The organism is Alcanivorax sp. HI0044 (genome assembly GCF_001634945.1).
Genome location: NZ_LWEZ01001412.1, coordinates 1 through 305, shown reverse-complemented (window position 1 = coordinate 305; position 305 = coordinate 1). Strand labels below are relative to the sequence as shown.

Below are 305 nucleotides of genomic sequence, written 5' to 3'. Positions count from 1 at the left end.
TTCGTGGGTCCAGTGGCCAGAGTTGTGCACCCGCGGGGCAATCTCGTTGACCATCAGCTGGCCATCCACTTCGAAGAACTCCACCGCCATGACGCCGGCGTAATCCAGTTCTTCCATGATGCCCTTGAGCATCTGCTCGGCGGGTTTCTGCAGATCAGAACAGGCGTTGGCCGGTGCCAGGCTCAGGCGCAGAATGCCGTCCACGTGCCAGTTGCGGGTCAGCGGGTAGAACAGGGTTTCGCCGCTGATACTGCGCGCGCCGACGATGGACAGTTCGCGGCTGAACGGAATTTTTTTCTCGACGA

General features: G+C 60.3%; 1 protein-coding gene. It reads right to left on the bottom strand.

The genetic code is table 11. The features are described from left to right. A partial coding sequence (locus tag A3730_RS20895; RefSeq protein WP_156501282.1) for an ATP-grasp domain-containing protein occupies positions 1-305 on the bottom strand: 305 nt, incomplete at both ends.